We start from the raw sequence: 25,298 nt of genomic DNA, 5'->3' as shown, positions 1-25,298 counted from the left end.
CTCTTTTTTTTAGTTATTGACCCCAAAATCGCTTAATCTTTTACGTGCAGCTTCTATATACCATTTATAATCTAATTTTCTTGGTATGTTTGTTCCCTTTACATCATCATTGGTTATAAAACACCTTTCAGGAGTATTTGCGAATTTCTCCGGATTCTTACCATCTGCTTTTAATTTGAAAACGCCTTTGTCATGCCTGGACCTTGAAGCAAATACTCTTAAACACCTTTCATTCAAAATTTCATCTCCGTACATGGCAGTTTTATATTTACTAGAAGCCTTAACTACTTTTTGAAACTCCAATAAATTATTACAACTATTTATTGTTTTTTGTACTGAAATATCTTTAATAAAATAATTAATTAAAGCTTTATTGACTATTGGTAAATCATAATCCAAAGTACCTAATTTTTTAACATAAGCACCTTTAGATTTATAGGAACCATCTTCATGAATTACAATGTAATTATTTACATCTTTTTGAAATATCTTTTTGAAAGTATCCCATTCCAAAGTAAGTCTTGTCCTAACTTCCCATTCATGAGCTATGGATTTTATTTTTTCAAAGGTATTTTTATTATCAATCTTTAGGAATAAACCATCTGTATTACTCTGTATAACTTTGCAATATGGTTCCAATTTTTCTATTAAGTCCAATAACAAAAGTTGTCCGGTTATACACACGTTATTTGCCATAAGAGGATCATATAATTGGTTATATTTATCTTTCATAGCACCGTAGGTACTGTTAAGTACTATTTTATAAGGAGCCTGCATTGGATTTTTTTCTTTTTTTAACTTAAGTCTTGTGGCTCTTATTTCAGCGTATTTTTTTGGTTCAGATACATTCCTACTTAGATAACCATATTCAATCATAATGCTTGGATATAGACTTGCTACATCACAGTTTATATATAATCCTTCATCGCTGTATTTTTCTATTGCTCCATGTAATCCACCCCAGGCAAATATATGAGGTACTCCTGCAACTTTCGTATTTAATTTCTTTGTGTAGTCTCTATTAAGTGGATTCCTATACCAGTCAACGATATATTGATATTTAGGACCTATTTTCAAAGTATCTGGAATAGTAATTTCAAATTCATCATTGTGCTCTCTTCTATTAGCACCAAGTATTATTGCCGATAGCTGCGGTTTAGTTTTGTTTATATATTTAAGAGGCAATTTAAAAGTTTTTATAAGAGACATATGAGAGGAAAATTCCTCTTTCCTTTGAATAAATACACTCATTGTATTTTCAACATCTGATTTACAGTATTTAACGGTTTCTTGTATTTCTGCTCTAGTTAACTTTCTATCTATATTAAATGGAACACTTGTCTCTTTGATATTATTCCCTAAAAATCCCTCCAGCTGCTTTAATGACTGAGTTCTATTGGTCATAACATCATAATTGAATAACTGTATTCTATTAAATAATGAAGAATATTGCCATCCCATTTTATGTTTAACTATTATCCAGTCATTAATTTCTTTTGGATCAAAATCACATAAGATTCCTTTTAAAATATACTGGTCATAACCTCTGCTATTGTATCCACACCAGATATCAGATTTATGAGCTTCATAGAAAATTTTTAATTCTTCTGGATTGTTTATTATTACATTCGTTTTATGAGTATCAGTATCCATTATTACTAATAACCAATCATATTTAAATACTTCAAAGTCATAAAAAAGCATTTTAATTATCCTTTCTTAAAATTTTCTCATATTCAACACATTTATTAAGATAATATTCTGCTATATCCTCCGTTTGTATAGTAGAATCTATTTTTGCCATTTCTATTATTTTTTTATCTTTGTTGATATCCCGTTCCATAAAAAATCACCTTCTTTTTATATTTAAGAAGGAGCGTTAAGCTCCCTCCATGCCTCAATTATTCAGCATCAAATACATCTGTTATTTTATAATTACTAAATCCATTCTTACCTTCACTATAATCAATTGCATATTCAGCATTACCGTCTATGGCCTCATACACGTCAAGAATTAGATCATTATATTGTTTAAAATTCTTAAATTCAACATCAATACCACTATCAAGTGACCTCAAAAATTCATTAGCATTGTGAAGTCCAAAGCCTGTACTCAAAACTTGATTGTAAAATATCAATGAATTTTCATATTCTCCATTAAGTATTTTGAACCATATAGAAAGCATTGGTTTACCTTTCTTAGATTCTTTAAGTTCCATTTTATCGACTTTAACTTCATATTGACCGTGAGGCACTTCTTTAAAATCCCCACCATTTTCAGCTGCTTCTTTTGCATCCCTTGTTAATCCATCTACATCTATTTCCTTATCAAATTTATCCCAAATATTTGCCATTGTTTTATTCCTCCTAAATTTTTATTTATCCCATAAAAATATAATAAATTTCTTTAATTATTAAAGTATTATTCAGTTTTTTCTACTTCTACGTCTTCTCTTAGGCTTTTCTTCGGAAGGCTTGTCAGTATTTTCAACTGTTTTATTTTCAGTAGATTCAGTAGATTCAACTGTTTCATCTAAGTTTTTAGTATCAGGCTCAGCGTTCTCTTTTTTTGGTAAATCAATAACTTTATCTGATTCTACATCAGGAATTTTATTTTTATGTTGTCTCTTGGGTTTATTCCCTTGTTTAGTATCAGTTTTACTTTGAGCATCTTCAAGAGCTTTAATAAATTCATCTTTGTCAAGAGGTATTTTATCTACCAAGAAATTAAATCTTCCTCCCCCAAATATGTTTTCTTTTTTCTCAAGATGTAAATATCTATTTTCACCATCCATATAAGCCCTAACTGTTAAATCTACTGTTCCAGCTAATACATTGGCAACTTTATCATTTATATTAGGTTTTATAGTTGTTAACTTAGATCCATTCTTAAGACTAATTTCTGATGTAACTTCTTTTGATATATAAATTATCTGATACCCTAAATTCTTGAGTCTTTTAATTGTACTAAGGAATTCAGTTCTTACCATGTCCCAACCCTTACCATATCCAGCATCCTGCTCATGTTCAATTCCCAATTTGTCATACATATAAAGTCTGCAATATTCGTATAAGTCCTCTACTAAATCAAGAGCCACCCTCTTAAAATCATTTTGTTTCTTTTCAAGTTCACTAACCACATCCAGGAATACTTCCCATGCAAATTTTCTTTTTGTAAGTCTTCCCTCAACTTTTATTTCATCTGCTATACGAATTACCGGACTTGTAGTGTTATCAGTGTTTCCATCAGTATTCAGAAATAGTAGATTATCAAGTTGATCCACAAAAGTTGACTTTCCAACATAACTCTCAGCATATATCCACATATCCGGGTTAGTATCTATTTTCTTTTCTCTTCTTTCATTTTTAGGTAATAACATATAATCTTCTCCTTTTAAACATAAATTTTTATATTCGCACCAATCACATAAACGTGTTGGTTTTTTCTTATATTCAGACACTTCATGAATATCTATAATGTTGTCATAAAACTCTATAACTTTATTAGGATCGTATGGAATTTCAACTATTTGAATTTGTGATTCTTTAACTATTTCAATAAGTCTCTTCCTGAATTTATATAAATCTTCATCCTGTTTTTGTCTTATATTTGTTTTGGGAATAAATATAAACCCAAGCTTTCTAACCTTAAAACCTTTTTTCTCCAAGAAATATTTATATACATGAAGCTGCTCACTTTCCAAATAATTTTGAATATTGTTACTATATTTAAAGTCAAATATATCTACAGTACCATCATCATTCTTAGTTATTAAATCTAAGAATCCAATGAACTTTGATGTTAGCACTTTATATTCCTGAGCATAGATATTAATATCAGCCAGTATCTCTTTAAGTTTTGGTATCAGTATTTCAAGCTTTATGGCTTCATTTACTATCAGGTCATTTATTACATAATAATTGTTGAAATACTCTTGTATGGCTTGCTTAACATTTATTTCAGCACCTTTATGAAGTGCAGTGCCAACATAAAGAGCATTATCTGGAGCCTGGTCTGGAATAGTTTTAAGCTTATCTATATACCTCAGCTTATATTTATATTGACAATTCTTGAAGCATTCTATTCTACTATGACTAAACTGTGTAATCTTAATCACCTACCTTTTTTAACAAACACATTTTATAAAAACCCTCTAACATTTATAAAATGCACTTTGATTTCCTTTGTAAGATCTTTCATATCAATATTTTTAATTCTTCCTTTATTTACTCCGTCAACCGTATTAATTACATTTTCTTTAACAAGACCTTCTCTCTCAAAATCAACAAAATTAGCTTTTCCATTCTCACCTGCATACTCATTTACATTTTTACTTTCCAATAAATCAACCAGTTCCAGTTTCAGCGAGTCCAAATCTTCTTTATTTCTTTTGTCTTCTTCTTTTAAATCTAATATTTTATCTACTAATTCATCTGCTTTCTCCTGCCATTTTTCTTTATTCATGAATTTACCTCCTTATTAACTCATTCATATCCTTTTTAAAATTTTCAAAATCTTTTGGATACAATATATAAGCTGTTCCTTTAGATTTCTTTATAAGTCTTATTGTCCGTTTTTGTAACTCACTTGCTCTACCTTTAGGAGCCTTAACTTCTATTCCTACAAATTTGCCATTAATACAAGCTATAATATCGGGGATTCCAGCTTTACTATATGGCCCAGCCCAGTACTTAAAATACCAGGTGTTAGGTAACATATCTAAAAATGCTTTTATCTTATTCTCAAACTGCTTTTCTGCTGCCATTATTTAACCTTAAATCGCATAGAGGCTGCTACTGGTGATAAGTGGCTGCATATATTAAATACATCGGGAAACTTTTCTTTAACCTCTTTACTATCTAGTTTGCTTCTTTCTGTTGCAGCAATATAAGTAATAGAAAAATTATCGTTTTCCCATTTATTAATGCTATATCTGTCCATTTCTTCTTTAAGTTTTGCCTTTAACTTTTTTCTATCTTCATCAAGCTTTTTGTACTTTTCTTCTGCTTTTTGAAGTTTAATTAATGTTGGTAAAGCTTTTTTCTGAAATAATTCCAATGCATTGTCTTTAAACTTTATATTCTTTAAAGCTTCATTCCAGCAATTATGGCAAATTTCAAGGGTATTACCATCATCACATTTAACGGCATCATCCGTTAACCCAAAATTATTAGGACATAATATTTCATCATCTACATATTTTAAAAATTCTTCTAATGTCATTTTCTGAGATAGTTCTTCAATTGATTTTGACATTTATAAATCACTCTCCTATTTAATTATTACATAGTCAATTTCACTTAATCATAATATGCATAAATTTTAAACATATAATAATCTATGGTTAAAGCTGATATTATCTAACTTTATGTCTAATTTAAAAAATATTTTCCGACAATTTACGACATTTCCTCAAATAATTTATTTGTATAATCACGTCTTTCCTTAAGTGTCTGGTATATCTGTTCTTCAATACTGTTTTTAGTTATTAAATACCAATAGAAACAACTTCTTTCCTGTCCTATACGGTGAATACGCTTTTTTGATTGCTCAAATAATTCACTCTGTAGTGGTAAACTAAAATATATAATCTTATTGGCTTTCTGTAGATTAAGCCCCATAGCTCCAGCCTGATATTGCACCAGGGTAATACTATCTAATTTTTTATTAAAATTATCTAAATTCTTAATATTTCCATTGACAATACTTATTGGTTTATCTAATTTCTCACATAGTATCTTAATTATTTCTAACTCTTTATTGAAGCTATAAAAAATAATTACTCTGTCTTCTGTAGATTCCAATATATCTTTTAACATAGCTAATTTATTTTTGTTATAGTGACCTGCTAATTGTCTTAAATAGAGCATTTTTGTAAGTGATGTATCTCCGACTAATTCAATACCATCAATAGTAATTAAGCGATCTTTCTTAAATTTTTTATACTCTCTGGTATTCTTAATTTTTACCTCTTGTTCTATCTGTTCAGGTAATTGAAATACTTCATCAGTTTTCATAAATATAGCTCCATGTTCATGTAACTTCCTCTTGAGCCTGTCTACATTCTTATACCCGGTTACTTTTTTAATTTTGAATCCTCCAACATCCAACAGCACATATTTTATAAACTCCTGCCAATATAATTTTTTACTAATTTTCCATCCAAGTAATTTACATTGGCTCCAAAGCTGCTCATATTTTCCACCTGTAGGAGTACCACTCAAGAGAATTACATTTTTAGCTTTCATTTTTAATATGAATTTCGCTCTCTCTGATTTTTCATTTTTAATCATGCTAGATTCATCAAGCATAAGAGTAAAATCTTTTAAGTTCATAAGTTCCGATCTTCTCCAGATAAGATCATAGTTTATGATTATAACGCTGTGTTCCGGTATATCTTGCGTTTTATTATATTTAATAATTTTATAATCATAGTAAGTTTTCATATGCTCATACCAATCATTTATTTTGGATTTTTGGCATATCAGCAAGTTATAAGGTGCATCTAATTCATGTAATTTTTCAGCCCCAACGAAAGTTTTACCAAGACCCATATCCAGATAATAAGCACATTTATTAAAATTTTCAGTCTCATTTAATGCTTTCTCTTGATGCAGATATAATTTAATTTTTATCACTCCTTTTCAAGTCTTACGGGTAATACTAAATCTAGATCGTTGTTTGCCTTAATTACTGCTGGTGATATTCTTGTTGTAAATTGCATTGTGGCAAGTACATTATATTTTCTCAGTGCATCCCTTAAATAGAGTGGATTAAAAGCTATACTAAATGGTAGGTCACCATGTTCTATAACATTAATTCCTATAGAGTCTTTTATATCAGCACTTGAATTATTGTTTTCAATATATAACTTTGTGCGGTCAACAGTGAGCTTGACAAATTCTGGAACTGATTTTTTCAGTTCAAACATGAATTTTAACTTTTTCAAAAGTTCTTTTACATCAATCTCTATTTTATAAAGATACTCATTGGGTATTATGGATTCATATTTTATATAGGCACCATCTAATAAATGGGCTGTAACAGTTATATTATCAATCTGTATAATTACAAAATCTTGCTTTTTGGTAATATAGAAGGTAACTGCATCTGCTGATTTCTTATCCAGTAGTTTAAGAAGTAATTTAACCGTTGGTTCAGATAAGGTTATTGAATTATCTATATCAAATTCTTCACTTTCACTTACTGCTAATCTGTAGCCATCTAGTGCAGCCACCTTATTTTTGTTTATATTTAACCCCGTAAGAATAGGTCTTGTTTCGTCCTGCGCCACAGCATAAAAAGTGCTTTTAATCAATCGGTAGAGTTCTTCCTGTGATACTGAGAGTAATAAGGTCTTTTCATGATCTGCCACATCCAGTATTGCAAAATTGTCGGGATTACCTGGTACATAGTTAATTACGTAGTCGCCATAGTTGATTTTGTTGTTTGATATAGTGATGCTATATTCATTTATAGCTGCTATCATTTTGTGTAAATAGTATGGTATACAAATATTACCCTTTTCCTTTATATCAGCAGATAGCGGCATTCTTATTTCAATTGAACTTATTGGGTCACAAATAAGGCATTCGGCTTTATCGTAAGCCCTTATGAATAATGATTTTTGCTTATTTGCTACACCTTTGACATAAGCTAATTTATTCAGTATTGGTTTTAATTCAGATGTCTTAATACTTATTTTCAACTTTTTAATCCTCCATATTTGACTTATTTTCAACTCTATATTAGAATTGAATTAGCTTTTAATTTGCTTTTGGACCCTCTGTAAAGGGTTCTTTTTTATTTCTCAATTTCAAAAGTCACATCTCTACCGTCTTCTACAATAAAATTCAAGCCTATTTTTTCATGAATTCTAATGCAATCTTCCAGTGTTACATCTTTAGCGCCATTTTTAAATTTCATGCTTCCATCTCCTTTCTTAACATATCCAGCCCTCTCTTTTGCCTCTGTGTTACTGTGGCATATGATATGCCCAAAACTCACCCAAATTTAGGTCTTTCTTCTCTCGTGTGGACATATTGTAGACTTTTTTATATTGCATTTAATCATCATCCTCTACCACTTGTATAATTGGATAATTCCCAACTTCTTGTTTAAATTTCTTTCTAGTAGCATCTTCACTTTCTGCGACTACATAAGTCTCCCTGAACATATCACTTACATATACAATTAAATACTCATTCACCTACCCACCTCCTCCTATTTTCTAAAAGCTTTCCTATATTCTTTAAGTGCCATGTTTTTCAGCTTTTTTGCATATTTCTCAGCATCCACGTGCGATAGACTGAAACTTTCTGCTATAATCCTAGTAAGTTCAGCCATTGTATTGTACTGTTGCTTTAACATTGTTAACACCTACCTTGTAAATTGCTATGTAGGTGTAGCTCTAAGCTTCTTTTAAATCATTAATAATTTTTTTAGCAAAGCATTCCACTATGACCTTGTAATATTCATCATCCGATATATCAACATTTTCTATTATTTGCGAGCTGATTAATTTACCAGTTTTTCTATCAAGTATTTTTTGTTCAAGTTTATACAAGCCCATCACATCCTTACTTAGCTTCAATATCTTTTATAGATAGCTGCCCAGATAATACTTGTTTCCTTAAAGTTACTTTTTTCTTAGATGCATTTAGTCCTTTGTATTTTTTATTCAGCTGGCTTTCTACATTTTCAAGAGCCTTTAAATTTCTTGTTTTATCTACATTCACATACTTGGAAACACCCTCATCTTTATAGTTGAAGCAGGTTCTTATGCCTTTATCATCTTTGTATTTTCGCATTAGGTTATTGGCCGTACGTCTAAGTGCTTGATTTCTAAGTTTACGAATATCAAAAATATAGTGTGGTCTTATAAGCTCCATTACATCATCTGTAGTAATTTCTCCAAGTTCATCCATTTGTTGCAATATGGCTTCTCTTGCCTTTTTCTCAAGACTGCTATAATTACCCATCCTTTTTTACCCCCTTAAAATAATTTTGGATCTCAATTAATCTTTTTATTGCTAAGTTAATAGATTCTAGTTCAAGGTCAACCTCTTTTTGATTTTCAAGTATACAATTCCATGCTTTTAGCGATTCATCACCTGTACTGAGCATTGCAGTTTTATAAATTGTAGTCTGGTACTTCTCTGTATGCTTTAAGCATTTATCAAATTGTTCCTCAGTTAAATTGTTAAAATCCTCAATACCAAAAATATGAGTTTCTTTTGGTTTTCTGAATTTATCAATCAGGATTGTATTTTCAGGAAGATTTTTTTCAAGTTCCTTTTGCTTTTCCTTTTCCTCCCATTCCTGTTTCTCTTTTTCAAGTTCCTCCTGATATTCTTTTTCAAGCTGCTCATTTTTCTTCTTGGTTTCCATTGCTGACTTGGTAAGAATATAAGCATTATTGATTGTTAAATCTCCTGCTTTAACCTGCTTTTTGATATTATCTGGAGCCTGTTCCTCTATAACTTCAACCTTATGAATTGTATCTTCTGATACCCCTGCTATTTTTGCTATTTCTTTTCTTGTATTTACTGGTTTAGTTGGTACTTTAATTTCTTCATTATTCGTTTTTGATGTTTTCGTCAAAAACGAATTTTGTTTTTTGGGATTATGAATATCAGCTTTTTTAACAGCTTCAATTTTATTTTCTTTTGCTTTAGCTTCTATTACAGGCTTGAATTTAAGTGCTATCTGAGCAAGTTCATATTTATTTAAATTCCTTCGGTTCTTCTGATTACTCCAAATCCATTCCATAGCTTCTAATTTATCTTTAAATTCCATTTCAGTTAGGTCAAAGGGTATATTGTTTTTAGTGCAGATATCATAACGATGATACCCATCAATTAATGTATTATTCCAAACTATAAGTGGAGTTAAGCAGCCATTTTTTATAATGTCTTTTTCAAGCTCTGTATTTTGTTCCTCCGTTAGTGGTGGTAACAAATGCTTAAATTCTTCATTTATTCTTAAATCAATCAATTTTATTTACTTCATCTCCTCTTCTTTTAGTTCTGGAAAAACTTCTTTAATATCTGCATTTAACGTCTTACATATTTTTATAGCTGTATCTAATCTAGGAATACATTCTCCATTTAAAATTGCATAGAATTGAGTCCTTCCAACTCCACTGTTTTTTATAATCTGACTAGTAGTAATTCCTCTAGATTTTAAGTCTTGAACCAATTCTTTTATATTATTATTCAATTGTGTACCTCCTTTCATTCGGTTATCCGATGTTCTAATAATACGTTCTTTTACCCGAAGTCGCAATGTTTATATATTCGGTAAACCGACTATTAAGTAAAAGTAGCTCTCCATTACTCTAATTTTCTAATTATTTCTTTAATTACCTATTTACTTTGCCGAATATTTATTGTATAATTCATTATACCGAATAAAATTGAAAGGATTGCTTATTATGAGTAAAATTGGTGATAATATAAAAAATTTAAGAAAACACTTTAATATGAGCATTAGAGAATTATCTGAGAAATCTAAAGTAGGCCAAAGTACTATATCTGAAATTGAGACTGGAAAAGCTACTAATCCTAAAAGCGAAACTTTATCTAAAATAGTAAACGTCTTTAATTTACCTATCGATATCTTATTTGTAAATGACGCTTTAGAGGTACTCGGAAATCCTATAACAAGAGATCGTCTAAAAAATTGGGACAAAAACCATCCTCTTATAGCAGCAGAACTCAAAGAATTTGAGTTAGATAATAAATCCAACTCAAAAGAACATAAAAAGAGATCTGATGAAATTGAATTTAAGACTCCACAAGAAGCTATGCAATTCATATTAAATCAGCCTGCTATTGCTGGATATGGCGGTTTTGATCCTAATAAAATGAGTGATGAAGAAATTATGGATTTTGCTAATGAATTATTAAATCAATTAAAACTACTAGGATATAAATATAAAAAATAGATAACATTTTTGGGGGATGAGGTCTATATGGAATGGATTGATAATATTGTATCTGGATTATTAGAAACATATGATACAAATAATCCGTACGAACTTTGCGATTCTTTGGGAATCAAAATTGTAAAACTTAAACCTAGTAATATACTTTTAAGAAGTAAAGATGCTTTTTATTATAGAGATATAGAAAATAATGAAGTAATATTTATAAGAAATGATTTAAATGAAATATTGGAAAGATTTATTTTATCACATGAACTAGGGCATGCCTTATGTAATCCAGACTTATTATGTGCTGCGTTTAATTTCTCCAATAAAGGTAAAATAGAAAAACAAGCTAATTATTTTGCTTTTAAATTATCTGGCATAAAATTTGATGAAACTGAATTGCAAGGTATGACATTAAAACAAATATCCGCATACACAGGTATTCCATATAATATTTTAAGCCAATTATTTTTAGAATAATGCCAGTAAAAATTTTACTGGCAACTTATCTGGCATGCCTTTCAGTTTAGCAATATCAATAGTTTATAATGCTTCTCTTGCCAGATAACCAGATAAAATGTCATACTTATAAATTACAGAAAAAATAAAGAAAACTTTTTATATATTATATAAAGATAATATATATTATACTGGCATGATTTTTTGAAATTTAATTGCCTTTAACGCATTGATATACCTTAGTTATAATACCATGTCAGATGATCTAAATTTTTGCCAGTAAAATTTTGGAAAGGAGGATTATTTTATGTTATTAGCAGTTGCATATTGTAGATTTTCGTCTGACAATCAGCGTGAAGAAAGCATAGATGCACAATTAAGAGCCATAAAAGAATATGCCAGTCATAATAGTATTGAAATAACTAAAGTTTATATAGATGAAGCTAAGTCAGCCACGACTGATGATAGACCCCAGTTTTTAAAAATGATAGAAGATAGCAAATCAAAGACATTTGATGCTATAATAGTACATAAATTAGATAGATTTTCACGTAATAGGTATGACTCCGCTGTCTACAAGAAAAAACTGAAAGATAACGGGGTAACTCTAATATCCGTACTTGAACATTTAGATGGAAGCCCTGAGAGCATTATACTCGAATCGTTGCTTGAGGGCATGGCTGAATATTATTCCAAAAACCTTGCACGGGAGGTTATGAAAGGTATGAAAGAAACAGCACTACAATGTAAACACACAGGTGGTAAGTCACCCCTTGGATATGACATTTCTCCTGATAAGACCTATATAATAAATGAAACTGAGGCACAAATTGTAAAATTAATATTTAAAATGTATGTTGATGGGTTTAGTTATGCTAAAATAATTAATAAATTAAATATAGAAGGATATAAAACTAAAAAAGGGAAGCTATTTGGTAAAAATAGTATTTATTCTATATTATCAAATGAAAAATATTGTGGTACTTATGTATTTAATAGAAGTTCAAAAAAAGTAAATGGGAAGCGGAATAATAATAAATCAAAGTCAGATGATGAAATTATTAGAATTAAAGGTGGTATGCCTCGGATCATATCAGATGAAGTTTGGAATATTGTTAAAAATAAGATGGTTGCTAATAAAAGGAAAAGCGCTTCATATGGTGCAAAAGAGATTTACCTACTAAGTGGAATTATTTTTTGTGGTAAATGCGGTGGTGCTATGGTTGGTAATAGAAGATATGCTGGTAGAAATAAGACTTTATATTGCGCTTATGAATGTTCAACACGTAAAAGAAATCATACCTGTGATGCAAAATCTATAAATAAAGAATTTGTCGAAGAAGCAGTAATAAATCAATTAATTCATGATCTTTTCGCACCAGAGGCAATGGATAAAATAGTTGATAAAGTGATTGATTATGCGGAAGCCCAATCAAGTCACATCAAAGACGATATAAAACAATTGGAATCCGAATTAACTTCTATACAAAATCAAATTGATAACATTGTTAATGCCATAGCTGGTGGTATGTTTTACTCTTCCATGAAAGAAAAAATGGATAATTTGGAAGCCAGAAAATCAAAAATTGCTATAGAATTAGAAGAAGCTAAAAGGCAACAAAAAATAAATTTACCATCAAGAAAATTAGTTAAATCCTATATACAAAAAGATGCTGATATAAAAGAAAAGTCTCCTGAAGAACAGAAACGTATAATACAAACTTATGTAAAGAAAGTAATTGTATATGAGGATACAATTGAAACAAATACTATTGTGGATTTAAAACTCTTCCCCTCGCCTCCACCAATTTTAATCACATAAAAAAATGGTTTTAACTTAGTTGATTTTACATAATTAAATGATAAAGGGAGCACGTTAAAGTTTACTTCAACGTGCTCTTTATATATAACGGCTTTATTTATGAGCGTATTGGTGAAACATTCAATGAGCTCCTTAAATCATCTTCTGGAGTACTAATAGGCTTTATTTCAAAGGTATCTACTAAATATTGCAACACGTTCGGAGATATAAAAGCTGGTAAACTTGGCCCTAAATATATTCCTTTTATTCCAAGTGACAACAATGCTAATAAATCAGCAACAGCCTTTTGCTCATACCAAGAAAGTACAATTGTTAATGGCAATGAATTTACATCTGTTTCAAATGCATCTGCAAGACCTGTTGCTATTCTAATTGCTGAATATGCATCATTACACTGTCCTACATCTAATAGTCTTGGCAATCCAGCTACTGTTCCAAAATCTAATTTATTGAATCTGTACTTACCGCAAGCTAAAGTAAGAATTATGCAATCTTCTGGAACCATTTTAGCAAAATCAGTATAGTAACTTCTTCCTGGTCTTGCTCCATCACAACCACCTATTAAGAAGAAATGTCTTATCTTTCCTTGCCTAACTGCATTGACTATAGTTTCTGCATTAGATAATGTTGCATGATGTCCAAATCCCACTAGTATTTCTTTTTCTTCTTCATCTTCTTTAAATCCACCTAATTCTAATGCTTTATTTATTATTTCACTGAAGTCCTTAGTTCCATCTTCTAAAACATCTATATGCTTTACTCCATCCCATCCTACAACACTTGTTGAAAATATCCTATCTTTATATGTTTCTCTTGGTCTCATTAGACAGTTAGTAGTCATTAAAATACATCCTGGTATGTCATCAAATTCTTTTTGTTGGTTTTGCCATGCAGAACCAAAATTGCCTACTAAATGTTTGTATTTTTTTAATTCTGGATACCCATGTGATGGTAGCATTTCTCCATGAGTATATATATTAATTTGCTTACCTTCTGTTTGCTCTAAAAGCATTTCTAAATCTCTCAAATCATGACCAGATACTATAATAAATGGACCTTTTTTAATATTAACATTTACTTTATGAGGTGAAGGATTTTTATATGTAGTAGTATTAGCTTTGTCTAAAGTCTGCATTACCTGTACTGCCATATCTCCAACTCTCATAGTCATACGTATCATATCCTCAAGAGTTAAATTATCATTCGTGGTAGACTCAAGCCCTAAGAAATAAATATTATCTACTTGTTCATTATTATATCCAAGAAACCTTGCTTGATGTCCATAGGCACTTATGCCTTTTAATCCATATAATATAGTTGATCTTAAGGAACGAATATCAGCATCAAGATTCTGATCATACATAATGCCTGCTTTTACTGAATCCTTTAGCATCTCTTCTTTTGTATCACTTAGATTATATGTAGCTGCATCTGGATACTGTCCTTCAGGAGCTTGGTCTCTTAAAGCTTCTTTTATCTTTTGTGATTCCTTTAATAGTGTTACGTGAACTTCAGCATCAAAGTTCACATTTGTTAATGTTGTAAATAGACCATTCTCTACAAGTTTTACTATTTCTTTATCAATAATTTTTCCTTGTTCAATTAAAGACTTTGCATAACAAGAAATTCCCTTTAATTGATATATCAATAAATCTTGTAAGTTTGCAATTTCCGGTGTTTTGCCACAAACTCCGCTTTTTGTACATCCTTTCCCTCCAGCTGTTTGTTCACATTGATAACAAAACATTGAATTTTCCATTTGTATCTCTCCTTTATAATAAAAACACTTTTTATTGTATTAGTGTTTCCACTCTCTACCTAAATTATAGATACATCCTTATCAATTACTAAGTCTTAAAACAATATCACTATTGAAAAGCTTCAAAAAAGCATAAATTTCTATCGTTTTTCTTACAACTAATCCAGAAGAATTTTTAAACGTTGATACAAATGCTTTTATAGGTATGGACCCTACAGTAAAACAGTCTGGTGAGTTTACCGGTAACCTTGTGAATTTTATTGTTCATAGAAAAGTTCTCTTTTTTATGATATACTAATAATAATTATTATATAAGTATAAATTTTCACAGCATCCATCATATATAATAAAATTTATACAGAAACCTATTTACATCAAGGAGGCTTTTTTTATGAGTAAACATCTTTTCTCAGATATACGTATTCCAATTGAAGCAGACAATCCAGCTATTAAAAGAATTGAAGAGCTTTGTATTAAATGTGGACAATGTAGACGCGTATGTGAAAATGACATTGCAGTGGGCCGTTTATATAATCTTGAAAGCACTGGCGACATTCCAATTTGTATCCACTGCGGCCAGTGCGCAAATATTTGCCCTGTAAATTCCATTACAGAAGTTTATGAATACCAAAAAGTTGCTGAAGCAATAAATGATCCTAATAAAATAGTTATTTTCAGTACCTCCCCATCAGTACGAGTAGCTCTTGGTGAAGAGTTCGGCCTAATACCCGGCTCTTTTGTGGAAGGACAAATGGTAACGGCGTTACGTGCTCTGGGCGGTAATTATATACTAGATACCAACTTTGCCGCAGATCTTACCATTATGGAGGAAGCTGCCGAGTTAGTTGAACGTATAACCAAAAAAACAAGACCCCTTCCTCAGTTCACCAGTTGCTGTCCAGCCTGGGTAAAATTTGTAGAAACTTTTTATCCTGAAATGATACCAAACCTTTCATCGGTAAAAAGTCCTATTGGAATGCAGGGTCCCACAATCAAAACTTATTTTGCAAAAGAAAATCATATAGATCCTAGAAAAATCGTCAATGTAGCCGTTACTCCCTGTACTGCCAAAAAATTTGAAATTCGCCGGCCGGAGATGAACTCATCTGCGTCTTATAGCAAGATGCTGGAACTCCGAGATATGGATTATGTAATCACCACTCGTGAACTGGCAAAATGGATGAAGAAAGAAGGCATTAATCTAAACGCTCTTTCATCGTCAAAATATGATAAGCTGATGGGAGCAGCTTCCGGTGCAGGCATAATTTTCGGCAACACAGGCGGAGTAATGGAAGCAGCCGTTCGAACAGCTTATTATGTAATCGCAGGTGAAAACCCACCAGAAAACCTTTTTGACTTAAAACCAGTACGGGGTATGGATGGAATTCGCCAAGCTGACTTGAATATAGGAGATATTTCTATAAAATTAGCTGTGGCACACGGAACTGCCAATGCTCAAATTCTGCTTGAAAAAATCAAGTCGGGAGAAGCATCCTATGACTTCATAGAAGTAATGACCTGCCGAGGAGGCTGCATAGGCGGTGGTGGCCAGCCAAAGACAACCGTACCCATGAGTGATGAAATCCGCTCTCAGCGAATTGCCGCTTTATACAACAAAGACAAATCGCAATTTCTGCGTTTAAGTTACGAAAATCCAGATATTAAACGCGTGTACAGAAACTTTTATGGAAAACCACTGAGTGATCTTTCAGGACAACTGCTTCATACAACTTATTTGGATAGAAGCATGAGTCTTGGTGAAAAGGGCATGATTAAAAAAAGTGGACAGGAAAATGAAAAAGTTGAACATAATATTCCTGATTCAGGTAAAAGAAAATTCAGATGTAAGGTTTGTGGATACATATACCAGGGCGATAGCCTTCCGGAAAATTACAAGTGCCCCCTTTGCGGCGTAGGTGCAGACCAGTTTGAAGAACTTAACTGACGTCCTCTGGATAAAAGATTTGATTTTCATGAATTATTTAAAAACATCATTGGAATGAGCATAGATTTGTGTAAAAACCAAGTCTGTACCCATTCCCTTTTTATCCTTTAAATTGCATAGAGTCCCTTTACATCATCTTCTCCATATATACCCCATTTTTCAATTGCAGCACGTAATTCCTCATGATTTTTAGCTATTTCTTTTAAACTCATGCCTTTCATATGACCATCAATTGCCTGTCTGAATGCTCTTGCTCCTGCTGCTGGTCCCATTGGATGTCCATGAATTCCTGCTCCAACTCCCAGCATACAATCATTACCTGCGTCCTCCATAATTCTAGGTACCAGCCCAGGTATCACTCCACCTCCCATAAACGGAAGAGAAGGTTTCAAATCATAAAATTTACCGGTGCAGGCTATCAGGTTCTTTATATATTTAGATACAGTAATATCAAATTTTCCATAAGGAGCTTCCAAAAGCATTGTATCTGCTCCGCACATTCTAGTTAATTTAGTTAACACAACAGAACTTATGCCTTGATACTGGGATATGGTCCAAGAAGCACCAAAACAGCAATGGGATAATATAGGTACATTGATTTTAGGATCTTCTGCTAAAGCTCTAAGTGCCGACAGCCCTACACAAAATGTATCAACCATTATGCAATTGGCTCCTGCATTTATTACTTTCATGGCATCTTCTTTAAGTCTTGATACTTCATCAGTTATATTAACTGCATATAGAGTCTTTTCACCTTTTATCTTATCTGCCTTAACTGCAGCAGCCATATTTTTTTCTACACGTTCTTCCAATTTATTAAATTTTCTATCTCCGCCTATTAATTCATCATCTTTTATGATATCCACTCCACCTACAGCTGCTTCATAGAATAATTTAGCTCCCACATCAGGAGTATAACCTGTACAAGGTTTAATCATATTGTTAAGCAATGGTCTTTCCTTAACTCCTAAAATATCCCTTATTCCCTGAATCCCAAATTTAGGTCCCTTAAATTTAGATACAAAGCTCTTAGGAAAATCTATATCCAATATCCTCAAATATGGCATGGAAGTTATATTACCCGTAATTGTGGCAAAAAGCAGTGGTATATTATCATCAATGTTGGCAACAGGGTAGCCTATTCTTACAATATAAAATCTGGTTCCATTTTCCGAAACACTTTCCCTAATATTAGTCTCATTTTCATAATCAGGCACTTCATATATTCCAATAATTTTTGAAGCATAATTTAATCTTATTTCATCTGTCTCTTCTGGGACATCCGTCCATGAGCCTGTTGTCTGTTCTATTCCAATACTTGCAGCTTTTACAATAGGATCTTCATCTCTAGCTGCACCAATCAAATAAGTAGCTACACACAAATCATCCAAATTTACTCCCTCATATAACGGATTCAATATAGAGCTATAAAATCTGTTCATAAATATTACCTCCACTATTTTTTATTATTAAACTTTTATATTTTCTTCTAACATACGAAGCAATTGTACGTGAGAAGATACTAATCGGTTTTCATATACTTTATATTTCTAGTTGCTATAAGATCCACTCCCGTTCGAGCTATATCAGCTTTTATAACAGCTCCTATTTTTACAGGCGAGTTTACCTCCAATTGACTTATCTCTTTCATACAATCAAATATTTTTTCTTTAAGAATTGGAACCTTTGTTTTAACAGGTACATAGGGCAGTTCTCCGGATTTTACTTTAACAGTACTCGTTAATATTCTTTTAGGTTCCATGAATTCATTTTTTGCATACTCAAGTCCATTCTTACAGCTGTATCCAGAAACACTCTCAATTTTTTTTCCATTATGTTTTATATCTATACCGCATCCTTTTGGACAGCCAATACAAATTATTCTTGTATTATGAATCATTTTTTTCACCTCCCTATTTCCCCATAGAAACATCAATTTGGTCCATATCCTTCGAAAAAAGTCTTGCAGGCAAGGTCACCGTTATCATAGATCCCGGTGTTACTATTTCCTTTTTTAAACTTGATAATTTCCTATCGTTATTATCTTTTACTACTATACTTACATTTTTATCTGGATATTTTACACGCATATATAATTTAATTGAATCCTTAGAATCCTGTTCATACTCTATAAATTGAGGAACAACATACCCGATATTTTTTCCATGACTGACTTTAATCTTTTTATTTCTGACTTTTAAATTATTATTTATATAATCTGCAGCTGATTTACCTGCTATCTCACCTTCCATGGTGACATTATCCACCAAATCATGAACATGAAGCACATTTCCACAGGCAAATACCCAGGATACTTTAGTTTCGCGTTTTTCATTTACCTTTGCCCCTTTTGTTGCATTATCGAATTCAACATCCAGCTTTCTTGTCAATTCATTCTCCGGTATCAAACCTACAGAAAGCAAAAGTGTATCACATTTTACATATTTCTCTGTTCCTTCAATTGGATTCAAGTTTTCGTCCACTTTAGCAACGGTTATTCCCTCTAATCTTTCTTTGCCATGAATATAAGTAACTGTATGATTTAAATACAATGGTATATTATAATCATCCAAACATTGTACCTTATTACGGACTAATCCTGTAGAATAGGGCATTATTTCCAATACACCTTTTACATTAACACCTTCCAGTGTTAATCGCCGTGCCATTATAAGTCCGATATCTCCAGATCCTAAAATCACAACTTCCTTTCCACATAAAAATCCTTCAATATTTACATATCTTTGAGCTTTACCAGCTGTCATGATACCTGACGGTCTATCTCCTGGTATTGTCAGTGCTCCGCGGGTTCTTTCCCTGCATCCCATGGCTAAAATCACTGCTTTTGTTTTTACCTTGAACAATCCGTCAGTACTATTTACTGCAATTATTTCTTTATCATCAAGTAAATCAATTACCATAGTATTGAGTTTAACATCAATATCATTTTTATTTACCTTAGTTATAAATCTATCTGCATATTCAGGTCCAGTTAATTCTTCTTTAAAATACTGCAGTCCAAAACCGTTGTGTATACATTGCTCTAAAATTCCGCCAAGGCAGGAGCTTCGTTCACATATTAGCACATTTTTGATTCCATTTCTTTTAGCCTCTAATGCAGCCGATAATCCAGCTGGCCCTCCACCTATTATCACAATATCATAATTTAATTCTTTCAAAATTTTCTCCCCCTTTCAGTAAAGATAATTCTTTACTTCTTGAAGCTAATATATATGAACCCTTACCTTTCTTTGTAACTTGGAGAGGGGAAATATTTAATTCCTTACTTAATATATTCAATATCTTAGGCCCACAAAATCCTCCCTGGCAGCGGCCCATTCCTGCCCTTGTCCTGCGTTTAATTGCATCTGCATCAGTTGCTGGTATAGGTCGATGTATTGCATCTATAATTTCCCCCTTACTTACAGTTTCACATCTGCAAACAATTACACCATAATCAGGATTCTTTTTTATATATTCATTCTGTTCATCATAAGAAAGTTCTTTAATTACTGTAGGTTTAGGTCGACCCCTTTTATAATTTTCCTTGGTTGAAAAATCCAATTCATAATTCAATCCTCTAATCAGTTCTTCAACCATTTGTGCCACCGCCGGCGAAGATGACAACCCAGGTGATTGCATTCCAGCTACATTGATAAATCCTTTTACGCTTTTAGCATAACCGATAATAAAGTCCTCTCCAGTGGCAGCGGCCCTCAAGCCTGTAAATTCTGTAATGACATCTCCCATCCTAGGCAGCTCAGGGAAAATATGGGAGATGGTTTTCCTATATATCTCCTCCATACCTTTATATGTGGTGGCAAAATTTTCTTTATCATCAATCATTTCAGCATTCGAACCTGCCAATATATTTCCCTCTGTGGTAGGTAAAATTATCATCCCCTTAGATACCTTGCTGGGGGCAGAATATATAGCATGCTTAACAATATGTCCTAATCTTTTATCATATAAAAAATACTGACCTTTTCGTGGTTTAATTTCAAATTCGATATTTTCAACCATACTTGCAATTTTATCTGCAAACAACCCTGCAGCATTTATTATTACTTTAGTTTCAATAATCCCCTTATTTGTTTTAACTGCTTGAACTTTTTTATCCTTCGTAATAATATCCTGTACTTCAGTATTTAATAATACTTTTACCCCATTGATAACAGCATTTTCAGCTAAAGCTATAGTTAATTCAAAAGGATCAATTATCCCTGTATTTGGATTATATAATCCAAATTTAACCTGAGGATTTATATATGGCTCCATTTTAAGCAGCTCTTCTCTATCAATAATTCGCAGACCCTTTATACCATTTTTATTTCCATTTTCCAGCTGATTTTTCATTACCACCATATCTTCATCATTAAATCCTACAACAATGGAACCTAAATCTTTTAAAAATGGTATATAAAGATCTTTGCACAATTGCTCAAAATAAGGATTAGCCTTTAAAACCAACTTTCCCTTTAATTTACTTCCATCAACATTATATCCGTCATGCACCATAGAAGAATTGGCTTTACTTGTACCCATGCAAATATCATTTTCCTTTTCAACTAATACTACGTCCAAATTATATTTTGACAGTTGATGTGCAATTGCCGCTCCAATTACACCACCCCCAATTATTAAAACATCAGTTTTCATACTTACATCCCCTTATCCCCTTCTGAAAATATATCTTATATACATAAGTTTCCCCTCTGTCTCACTCATAGTGATCTAAAATAAAAAGCCCTGGCAATAAGCAGTCATAATAATCACATATCAAAATTAATTCATATGGATTTTACATACACCAGGATTAATAAAATTTATTCTATTTATAAAAGCCGGACCTGAAATGTCCAAAATCATCTTTACACAACAATTCCCTAGCACATGCAATTATTTATTAATATAATTTATTTAATTATATTGTTACATGAATTTATTTTCAATATAGAAAATATTTTCAATAATTAGAATTTGTGTATTAATGTGAATTTATTCATTTAAATATCTATCTGTTCCGGCTCCAATTTAATGCTGCACCAATAGCTCTTCTCCATCCCTTATAAAGTTCATTACGTCTATCTTCATCCATATTAGGCTGAAATACCTTATCAACTTTCCTATTTTTAATTATGTCTTCTTCATCTTTCCAGTATCCCACTGCCAAACCTGCCAGGTAGGCTGCTCCTGCTGCGGTGGTTTCAACTATTTCAGGTCTTTCTACAGGAATACCCAGTATATCTGATGTAAACTGTGTGAGAAGATTATTTTTACAAGCTCCCCCATCTACCTTAAGTATCGGTATTTGTTCACCTAAATCTTCATTTAATGCATCCCTCAAATCTCTTGTCTGATAGCTCAGGGATTCCAATGTAGCACGAATAATGCTGTTTTTATTAGTCCCTCTACTTAGTCCCACAATAATACCTCTTGCGTAAGAATCCCAGTAAGGCGCCCCTAATCCAGTAAACGCTGGAACTACATAGACTTCATCGGAAGTATCTACTTTTTTTGCAAAAAATTCAGAATCAGGAGATGCTTCTATAAACTTCATTTCATCCCGAAGCCATTGAATAGATGAACCCGCATTGTATACTGTACCCTCAAATAAATACTCCACTTTTCCATTTAGCCCCCATCCAATAGTAGTCAACATTCCGTTTTTTGATAGTATAGGTTTGTTTCCAATATTCATTGTCATAACTCCTGCAGTACCATAAGTGATTTTAGACATTCCCCTTTGAAAACAACATTGTCCAAAGGTGGCTGCCTGTTGATCTCCAGCATCTCCTGTAATTGGAATTTCAGTATTAAAAACATCTGTAGCAGTAGCAAAATATCCACTGCTTGGTTTAACTTCCGGAAGCATACTAGCAGGTACATCCAGCATTTCTAATAATTCATCATCCCATTTCAATTCATTAATATTAAACATCAATGTTCTAGAAGCATTGCTGTAATCGGTTACATGAGCTTTACCCTTAGTCAAATTCCAAATTACCCATCCATCAATATTGGAAAAATAAAGTTCACCTCTGTTTGCTTTCTCCTTTGCACCTTCCACATTATCCAATATCCATCTAACTTTTGTTCCTGAAAAATATGAATCTATCAAGAGGCCTGTCTTATTTCTAACCATGGACTCAAATCCTTTATTCTTTAACTCGTCACAAAACTCCGCTGTTCTTCTGTCTCCCCAGACAATAGCATTATATATAGGTCTTCCTGTGTTCTTATCCCAGACAACTACTGTTTCTCTTTGATTTGTTATTCCTATGGCTTTAATTTCCGAGTCACAAATATTTCCATCTGCCATTGCTTTTTTAATAACTTCTATAGTGGTAGTCCAAATTTCAACAGGATCATGTTCCAACCATCCTGATTTAGGATAATACTGGGTAAATTCCTTACTGACAGCGCTTACACATTTTCCATCATGATCAAATAGGATGGCTCTTGCACTGGTAGTTCCCTCGTCAATAGTTAAAATATATTTCCCCATTTTAATATACACCCCTTTTATATAAAATAAACAGCTTACAATATCTTATACCGGTCTTAAATCATGTGAGCATATGTCCATATTTTATATAAAAACATTACCATATTTACTATTATAATTAATTCACATTACTAGTCAGTTCCATTATTGAGTTTCCAAGTACATAATCTATTATAAGCACATCGATCAGTCCGCCTCTTAAAGCTGATAATACAGAAACAGCTTTATTTTTTCCTGAAGCTATAGTTATCTTAGTTTTTATTTTCTTAAAGGTTTCTAGATCTATGGACATAGTTCTCTCTTTTAAATCAGTGTCACATTCTTTACCATTGGCATCAAAAAATCTGAGTATAATATCACCTACCACCTTTTTTTTCTGTAGATTTTTTAATTCATCTTCTGTCAAGTACTCCCTTTTAGATAGTGCAGAATTTAGAGTTGGGTAAAAAGATCCAATTCCACTGATTGAAATAGTGATTTTATCAAACATATCAAATACTCTTTTAATGTTTTTTTCTTTTTTTATAGAATCCGCAATACTTTTATTACTCATGAGTCCTGAAGTTAGAAGATAATACTTTCTTCCATAAAAGGCCTTTGCCATCCTTGATACAAGCGTCCTAACATCCAATTCGCTTTCACAGCATGAAATGCTACCATGAAGAGTTACAAAAGCTGCATCTACTTTCTGACAAGGATTTAAATAACTTATCAGATTATACATTGTACTTCCCCAGGCAATTCCCAATACATCTTCCTCTTTTATAATTCTCTGTATGTATCTAGCTCCTTCTAAAGCAACAAGTTTTTTTATATTTTCTGATTCTAATTTTAAATTATCCATAGAATTATCTACAGGATTAGGAGCTATTATAACATCTTTTAATTTAAAAGCCTGTTTTAATTTTTCTTCTAAACGTATACATTTTATATATGGATCTCTAATAACGAATTCAACTATTTTTTCATCTTTTGCTTTTTTTATAAGACGGGATACAGTAGTTATGGATATATTCAGCATATCAGCTATTTCATTTTGAGGCATATCTTTTATATAATAAAGATATGCTGCCTTTAGAATTATAAATGTAGACTGGTTATACACTTCAGGTCGCATATTTACTCCTGCTTTCATTATAATTTCTATTCTATATTATGGTTTACATTATAATATTCAATTAATATATTATCAATATAGAAAATATTTTCACTATTCACAATTGATATATTTTTCATGTGTCGTATCAATCGCACTCCAATTTTAGAATTAAAATCATATTTAAGAGTTCCTAGTTAAAATTTAATAGTTAACAGTTTTGGTTGATTTTCGGTGTTCGCCAAAAATATTCATTCCCTGTTAACTATCTATTATTATCTATTTTATTCTATCTGTATTTCTGCTTCATCTGCCTGTCTATATCTCTCTTGGCAGATTTCTCCAAAAGTGCATCCCTTTTATCATAATTTTTCTTTCCTTTTGCCACTGCCAAATTCACCTTTACCCTTCCATGTTTAAGGTAAAGAGCTAATGGGACAATGGTATATCCCTGCTGAGCTGTGTATCCAGCCAATTTGACTATTTCTTTTTTATGAAGAAGTAATTTTCTATCTCTTAAAGGATCCTTATTGAAAATATTGCCTTTTTCATAAGGGCTTATATGCATGCTGCGTATAAATATTTCTCCATTTCTTATCTCACCATAGCTATCTTTTAAATTGGCTTTGCCCTCTCTTATAGACTTAACTTCTGTTCCCACTAATTCTATTCCGGCCTCCATGGTCTCTTCAATAAAATAATCATGTCTTGCCTTTCTGTTCTCCGCAAGAGTTTTATTATTAGACTTGACTTTAGCCATAATAATCCATCCCCT

28 protein-coding genes are annotated in these 25,298 nt (G+C 31.8%); 4 read left to right on the top strand and 24 right to left on the bottom strand.

The window, feature by feature from the left end:
* Positions 1-9: 9 nt before the first annotated feature.
* From AB8U03_RS13525 to AB8U03_RS13450, 16 genes are all read right to left on the bottom strand, one after another.
* Positions 10-1,704, bottom strand: a complete 1,695-nt coding sequence (locus AB8U03_RS13525) for a hypothetical protein (protein ID WP_369705083.1) — start codon at positions 1,702-1,704, stop codon at positions 10-12.
* Between the two features lies 1 nt (position 1,705).
* Entirely contained in the window at positions 1,706-1,843 is a 138-nt protein-coding gene (locus AB8U03_RS13520) for a hypothetical protein (protein WP_369705082.1), read from the bottom strand.
* Positions 1,844-1,901: 58 nt separating this feature from the next.
* Positions 1,902-2,354 (bottom strand): DUF669 domain-containing protein, encoded by a 453-nt coding sequence (locus tag AB8U03_RS13515; RefSeq protein WP_369705081.1) that lies wholly within the window; start codon positions 2,352-2,354, stop codon positions 1,902-1,904.
* A 72-nt stretch (positions 2,355-2,426) separates the two neighbouring features.
* Entirely contained in the window at positions 2,427-4,118 is a 1,692-nt protein-coding gene (locus tag AB8U03_RS13510; RefSeq protein WP_369705080.1) for an AAA family ATPase, read from the bottom strand.
* A gap of 23 nt (positions 4,119-4,141) precedes the next feature.
* Positions 4,142-4,465 carry a hypothetical protein gene (locus AB8U03_RS13505; protein ID WP_369705079.1) on the bottom strand — a complete coding sequence of 108 codons (324 nt, stop codon included), beginning with the start codon at positions 4,463-4,465 and terminating at the stop codon, positions 4,142-4,144.
* Positions 4,466-4,469: 4 nt separating this feature from the next.
* Positions 4,470-4,766 (bottom strand): VRR-NUC domain-containing protein, encoded by a 297-nt coding sequence (locus AB8U03_RS13500; protein ID WP_369705078.1) that lies wholly within the window; start codon positions 4,764-4,766, stop codon positions 4,470-4,472.
* Positions 4,766-5,257 carry a hypothetical protein gene (locus tag AB8U03_RS13495; RefSeq protein ID WP_369705077.1) on the bottom strand — a complete coding sequence of 164 codons (492 nt, stop codon included), beginning with the start codon at positions 5,255-5,257 and terminating at the stop codon, positions 4,766-4,768. Before AB8U03_RS13495 ends, AB8U03_RS13500 begins: the two co-directional genes overlap by 1 nt.
* Positions 5,258-5,400: 143 nt before the next feature.
* A complete protein-coding gene (locus AB8U03_RS13490; RefSeq protein WP_369705076.1) occupies positions 5,401-6,639 on the bottom strand; it encodes an SNF2-related protein in 1,239 nt (412 codons plus the stop codon).
* Positions 6,636-7,709 carry a DNA polymerase III subunit beta family protein gene (locus AB8U03_RS13485; protein ID WP_369705075.1) on the bottom strand — a complete coding sequence of 358 codons (1,074 nt, stop codon included), beginning with the start codon at positions 7,707-7,709 and terminating at the stop codon, positions 6,636-6,638. Before AB8U03_RS13485 ends, AB8U03_RS13490 begins: the two co-directional genes overlap by 4 nt.
* A 95-nt stretch (positions 7,710-7,804) precedes the next feature.
* Positions 7,805-7,927: a hypothetical protein gene (locus AB8U03_RS13480; protein WP_369705074.1), complete on the bottom strand. Its 123-nt coding sequence runs from the start codon at positions 7,925-7,927 to the stop codon at positions 7,805-7,807.
* A gap of 139 nt (positions 7,928-8,066) precedes the next feature.
* A complete protein-coding gene (locus tag AB8U03_RS13475) occupies positions 8,067-8,210 on the bottom strand; it encodes a hypothetical protein (protein ID WP_369705073.1) in 144 nt (47 codons plus the stop codon).
* 14 nt (positions 8,211-8,224) lie between these two features.
* Entirely contained in the window at positions 8,225-8,371 is a 147-nt protein-coding gene (locus AB8U03_RS13470; RefSeq protein ID WP_369705072.1) for a hypothetical protein, read from the bottom strand.
* 40 nt (positions 8,372-8,411) lie between these two features.
* On the bottom strand, positions 8,412-8,594 hold the full coding sequence (locus AB8U03_RS13465; protein WP_369705071.1) for a hypothetical protein: 183 nt from the start codon (positions 8,592-8,594) through the stop codon (positions 8,412-8,414).
* Positions 8,581-8,982: a hypothetical protein gene (locus AB8U03_RS13460; protein WP_369705070.1), complete on the bottom strand. Its 402-nt coding sequence runs from the start codon at positions 8,980-8,982 to the stop codon at positions 8,581-8,583. Before AB8U03_RS13460 ends, AB8U03_RS13465 begins: the two co-directional genes overlap by 14 nt.
* Positions 8,975-9,997 carry a ParB N-terminal domain-containing protein gene (locus AB8U03_RS13455; RefSeq protein WP_369705069.1) on the bottom strand — a complete coding sequence of 341 codons (1,023 nt, stop codon included), beginning with the start codon at positions 9,995-9,997 and terminating at the stop codon, positions 8,975-8,977. Before AB8U03_RS13455 ends, AB8U03_RS13460 begins: the two co-directional genes overlap by 8 nt.
* Positions 9,998-10,003: 6 nt before the next feature.
* The gene (locus AB8U03_RS13450) at positions 10,004-10,222 is read right to left on the bottom strand and encodes a helix-turn-helix transcriptional regulator (RefSeq protein WP_369705068.1); all 219 of its coding nucleotides are present in this window, start codon (positions 10,220-10,222) and stop codon (positions 10,004-10,006) included.
* Positions 10,223-10,436: 214 nt separating this feature from the next.
* Between AB8U03_RS13450 and AB8U03_RS13445 the strand changes: the two genes are divergently transcribed.
* The 3 genes from AB8U03_RS13445 to AB8U03_RS13435 all read left to right on the top strand — a co-directional run bounded on the left by AB8U03_RS13445 (position 10,437) and on the right by AB8U03_RS13435 (position 13,215).
* On the top strand, positions 10,437-10,949 hold the full coding sequence (locus AB8U03_RS13445; protein WP_369705067.1) for a helix-turn-helix domain-containing protein: 513 nt from the start codon (positions 10,437-10,439) through the stop codon (positions 10,947-10,949).
* A 27-nt stretch (positions 10,950-10,976) separates the two neighbouring features.
* Positions 10,977-11,414 carry an ImmA/IrrE family metallo-endopeptidase gene (locus tag AB8U03_RS13440; protein WP_369705066.1) on the top strand — a complete coding sequence of 146 codons (438 nt, stop codon included), beginning with the start codon at positions 10,977-10,979 and terminating at the stop codon, positions 11,412-11,414.
* A gap of 286 nt (positions 11,415-11,700) precedes the next feature.
* Positions 11,701-13,215, top strand: coding sequence for a recombinase family protein (locus tag AB8U03_RS13435; protein WP_369705065.1), 1,515 nt, complete (start codon positions 11,701-11,703; stop codon positions 13,213-13,215).
* Positions 13,216-13,312: 97 nt separating this feature from the next.
* Here AB8U03_RS13435 and hcp read toward each other — a convergent pair whose 3' ends face one another.
* The gene (gene hcp, locus AB8U03_RS13430) at positions 13,313-14,974 is read right to left on the bottom strand and encodes a hydroxylamine reductase (protein ID WP_369705064.1); all 1,662 of its coding nucleotides are present in this window, start codon (positions 14,972-14,974) and stop codon (positions 13,313-13,315) included.
* Between the two features lie 391 nt (positions 14,975-15,365).
* On the opposite strand from hcp, the gene AB8U03_RS13425 reads away from it, so the two are divergent.
* The gene (locus tag AB8U03_RS13425) at positions 15,366-16,919 is read left to right on the top strand and encodes a [FeFe] hydrogenase, group A (protein ID WP_369705063.1); all 1,554 of its coding nucleotides are present in this window, start codon (positions 15,366-15,368) and stop codon (positions 16,917-16,919) included.
* 107 nt (positions 16,920-17,026) lie between these two features.
* On the opposite strand, the gene AB8U03_RS13420 is transcribed toward AB8U03_RS13425, so the two are convergent.
* The 7 genes from AB8U03_RS13420 to smpB all read right to left on the bottom strand — a co-directional run bounded on the left by AB8U03_RS13420 (position 17,027) and on the right by smpB (position 25,283).
* Positions 17,027-18,361, bottom strand: a complete 1,335-nt coding sequence (locus AB8U03_RS13420; protein WP_369705062.1) for a RuBisCO large subunit C-terminal-like domain-containing protein — start codon at positions 18,359-18,361, stop codon at positions 17,027-17,029.
* An 80-nt stretch (positions 18,362-18,441) separates the two neighbouring features.
* Positions 18,442-18,819: a DUF1667 domain-containing protein gene (locus tag AB8U03_RS13415; RefSeq protein WP_369705061.1), complete on the bottom strand. Its 378-nt coding sequence runs from the start codon at positions 18,817-18,819 to the stop codon at positions 18,442-18,444.
* A 13-nt stretch (positions 18,820-18,832) separates the two neighbouring features.
* Entirely contained in the window at positions 18,833-20,098 is a 1,266-nt protein-coding gene (locus tag AB8U03_RS13410; RefSeq protein ID WP_369705060.1) for an NAD(P)/FAD-dependent oxidoreductase, read from the bottom strand.
* Entirely contained in the window at positions 20,079-21,578 is a 1,500-nt protein-coding gene (locus AB8U03_RS13405) for an NAD(P)/FAD-dependent oxidoreductase (protein WP_369705059.1), read from the bottom strand. The genes AB8U03_RS13410 and AB8U03_RS13405 overlap by 20 nt, the downstream gene beginning before the upstream one ends.
* 355 nt (positions 21,579-21,933) lie before the next feature.
* Positions 21,934-23,427: a glycerol kinase GlpK gene (gene glpK / locus AB8U03_RS13400; RefSeq protein ID WP_369705058.1), complete on the bottom strand. Its 1,494-nt coding sequence runs from the start codon at positions 23,425-23,427 to the stop codon at positions 21,934-21,936.
* A 118-nt stretch (positions 23,428-23,545) separates the two neighbouring features.
* A complete protein-coding gene (locus AB8U03_RS13395; protein WP_369705057.1) occupies positions 23,546-24,544 on the bottom strand; it encodes a sugar-binding transcriptional regulator in 999 nt (332 codons plus the stop codon).
* Between the two features lie 268 nt (positions 24,545-24,812).
* A complete protein-coding gene (gene smpB / locus AB8U03_RS13390; protein ID WP_369705056.1) occupies positions 24,813-25,283 on the bottom strand; it encodes an SsrA-binding protein SmpB in 471 nt (156 codons plus the stop codon).
* Positions 25,284-25,298 lie beyond the last annotated feature (15 nt).

The sequence above is a fragment of the Clostridium moutaii genome (genome assembly GCF_041205085.1).
Classification (GTDB): Bacteria; Bacillota; Clostridia; order Clostridiales; family Clostridiaceae; genus Clostridium_B; species Clostridium_B moutaii.
Note: the sequence above shows the minus strand (reverse complement) of the source record. Positions and strands in the feature narration are given on the sequence as shown.

What these genes read in the sequence shown, in the direction of transcription:
- AB8U03_RS13425 (WP_369705063.1), top strand. Translation starts at nt 15,366, where the DNA reads ATGAGTAAACATCTTTTCTCAGATATACGTATTCCAATTGAAGCAGAC.
- AB8U03_RS13470 (WP_369705072.1), bottom strand. Translation starts at nt 8,371, where the DNA reads ATGTTAAAGCAACAGTACAATACAATGGCTGAACTTACTAGGATTATA.
- hcp (WP_369705064.1), bottom strand. Translation starts at nt 14,974, where the DNA reads ATGGAAAATTCAATGTTTTGTTATCAATGTGAACAAACAGCTGGAGGG.
- smpB (WP_369705056.1), bottom strand. Translation starts at nt 25,283, where the DNA reads ATGGCTAAAGTCAAGTCTAATAATAAAACTCTTGCGGAGAACAGAAAG.
- AB8U03_RS13480 (WP_369705074.1), bottom strand. Translation starts at nt 7,927, where the DNA reads ATGAAATTTAAAAATGGCGCTAAAGATGTAACACTGGAAGATTGCATT.
- AB8U03_RS13460 (WP_369705070.1), bottom strand. Translation starts at nt 8,982, where the DNA reads ATGGGTAATTATAGCAGTCTTGAGAAAAAGGCAAGAGAAGCCATATTG.
- AB8U03_RS13495 (WP_369705077.1), bottom strand. Translation starts at nt 5,257, where the DNA reads ATGTCAAAATCAATTGAAGAACTATCTCAGAAAATGACATTAGAAGAA.
- AB8U03_RS13500 (WP_369705078.1), bottom strand. Translation starts at nt 4,766, where the DNA reads ATGGCAGCAGAAAAGCAGTTTGAGAATAAGATAAAAGCATTTTTAGAT.
- AB8U03_RS13515 (WP_369705081.1), bottom strand. Translation starts at nt 2,354, where the DNA reads ATGGCAAATATTTGGGATAAATTTGATAAGGAAATAGATGTAGATGGA.
- AB8U03_RS13435 (WP_369705065.1), top strand. Translation starts at nt 11,701, where the DNA reads ATGTTATTAGCAGTTGCATATTGTAGATTTTCGTCTGACAATCAGCGT.
- AB8U03_RS13505 (WP_369705079.1), bottom strand. Translation starts at nt 4,465, where the DNA reads ATGAATAAAGAAAAATGGCAGGAGAAAGCAGATGAATTAGTAGATAAA.
- AB8U03_RS13415 (WP_369705061.1), bottom strand. Translation starts at nt 18,819, where the DNA reads ATGATTCATAATACAAGAATAATTTGTATTGGCTGTCCAAAAGGATGC.
- glpK (WP_369705058.1), bottom strand. Translation starts at nt 23,427, where the DNA reads ATGGGGAAATATATTTTAACTATTGACGAGGGAACTACCAGTGCAAGA.
- AB8U03_RS13520 (WP_369705082.1), bottom strand. Translation starts at nt 1,843, where the DNA reads ATGGAACGGGATATCAACAAAGATAAAAAAATAATAGAAATGGCAAAA.
- AB8U03_RS13420 (WP_369705062.1), bottom strand. Translation starts at nt 18,361, where the DNA reads ATGAACAGATTTTATAGCTCTATATTGAATCCGTTATATGAGGGAGTA.
- AB8U03_RS13445 (WP_369705067.1), top strand. Translation starts at nt 10,437, where the DNA reads ATGAGTAAAATTGGTGATAATATAAAAAATTTAAGAAAACACTTTAAT.
- AB8U03_RS13440 (WP_369705066.1), top strand. Translation starts at nt 10,977, where the DNA reads ATGGAATGGATTGATAATATTGTATCTGGATTATTAGAAACATATGAT.
- AB8U03_RS13525 (WP_369705083.1), bottom strand. Translation starts at nt 1,704, where the DNA reads ATGCTTTTTTATGACTTTGAAGTATTTAAATATGATTGGTTATTAGTA.
- AB8U03_RS13405 (WP_369705059.1), bottom strand. Translation starts at nt 21,578, where the DNA reads ATGAAAACTGATGTTTTAATAATTGGGGGTGGTGTAATTGGAGCGGCA.
- AB8U03_RS13395 (WP_369705057.1), bottom strand. Translation starts at nt 24,544, where the DNA reads ATGCGACCTGAAGTGTATAACCAGTCTACATTTATAATTCTAAAGGCA.